The sequence below is a fragment of the Olivibacter sitiensis DSM 17696 genome, from assembly GCF_000427965.1.
GTDB classification, from domain to species: Bacteria; Bacteroidota; Bacteroidia; order Sphingobacteriales; family Sphingobacteriaceae; genus Olivibacter; species Olivibacter sitiensis.
Genome location: NZ_ATZA01000111.1, coordinates 1 through 1,235, shown reverse-complemented (window position 1 = coordinate 1,235; position 1,235 = coordinate 1). Strand labels below are relative to the sequence as shown.

Genomic DNA, 1,235 nt, shown 5'->3' with positions numbered 1-1,235 from the left:
CAATTGTATAATCAACAAAAATTAATAAATTTATAACTCGAAAGTCTCCTTAAGGTTTCATCCTAATGTGTCTAATTTAGTTTGAAGACGTACATGCCAGCGCAAAGACATGGTTGCTTACTTACTGGAAAGTTACAGTGTAAGCATTAGCAGGGCTTGCCAGGTAGCGAGGCTGCCCAAATCCATGTATTACTATAAGAATGTTAGAGACGATTCTGAAACCATAAATAAGTTAGTGGAACTTGCTGAAAAGCATCCTACTGAGGGTCAAGACTTATACTACAGCCGTATACGTCAGCAAGGTTTTCAGTGGAATTACAAGCGCGTGCGCAGAGTATATTTACTTTTGGGCATGGATAAGCGCCGTAAGGTACGCAGGCGTGTACCGGCAAGAGTAAAGGTACCCCTGATCGTGCCTGAGCAGGCTGGAGATACCTGGTCAATGGACTTTATGTGTGATGTGCTGGTAACAAAAGAAGGTTCCGTACGCTCAACATCATTGATGATTATAACCGCGAAGCTATTGCCGTTGAAGCCGCTTATACCATACCAGCCATACGAGTAACACAGATCTTGGAGCGAACTATTCATGAGCAAGGTAAACCAAACTGTATCCGGGTAGATAACGGACCTGAGTTTAACAGCAAGGAGTTCAAGGATTGGTGTGAGAGCAAAGATATTACAGTGCAATTTACCCAGCCTGGCAAGCCTATGCAGAACGGCTATATCGAACGTTTTAACAGAACCTTCAGGGAAAACATCTTGGACGCTTACCTATTTGAGGACATTAACCAGGTACAGGTATTAGCCGATGAATGGATGGAGGATTACAATTACAGCAGGCCACATGAAGCACTGGGAGGTATAACGCCTGACCTGTACAAGCGGCTAAACTGTGGAGATATTGAAAACTCTATCGAGTTTCCAACATCCCCACAGTTCCAACAACAATAATTATATTTTTGAATTAAATTAGTCTATAAAATACCAGTCCGAACTAAGGGAGGGTTACACAATCATACCACAAAACAGGGTTATCTTGGGATAACATATATGGGTGCTTAGGTCAAATAGAGCCAAATGAGCGGTTATTAGGGCTGACTTATGACCAATTTCTTGAGGAACTTAATCAAAAGGCAATAGATAGGGTCTGCTGAAAAACTCAATGATTTTTTCAGCAGATTTTTGAGTATTGGGGTATGAGGTTGTAATCTTTGCGCAGATCTACCACATAT

The 1,235-nt window shown here is 41.6% G+C and carries 2 protein-coding genes; both read left to right on the top strand.

Translation table 11 applies throughout. The features are described 5' to 3' along the window. Nucleotides 1–109 precede the first annotated feature (109 nt). Nucleotides 110–565 (top strand): hypothetical protein, encoded by a 456-nt coding sequence (locus A37S_RS26930; protein WP_084164018.1) that lies wholly within the window; start codon nt 110–112, stop codon nt 563–565. Next, nucleotides 496–954 (top strand): integrase core domain-containing protein, encoded by a 459-nt coding sequence (locus A37S_RS26925; protein ID WP_342663619.1) that lies wholly within the window; start codon nt 496–498, stop codon nt 952–954. The genes A37S_RS26930 and A37S_RS26925 overlap by 70 nt, the downstream gene beginning before the upstream one ends. Nucleotides 955–1,235 lie beyond the last annotated feature (281 nt).

Coding starts and splice junctions, on each gene's coding strand:
- A37S_RS26930 (WP_084164018.1), top strand. CDS start 110: ATGGTTGCTTACTTACTGGAAAGTTACAGTGTAAGCATTAGCAGGGCT.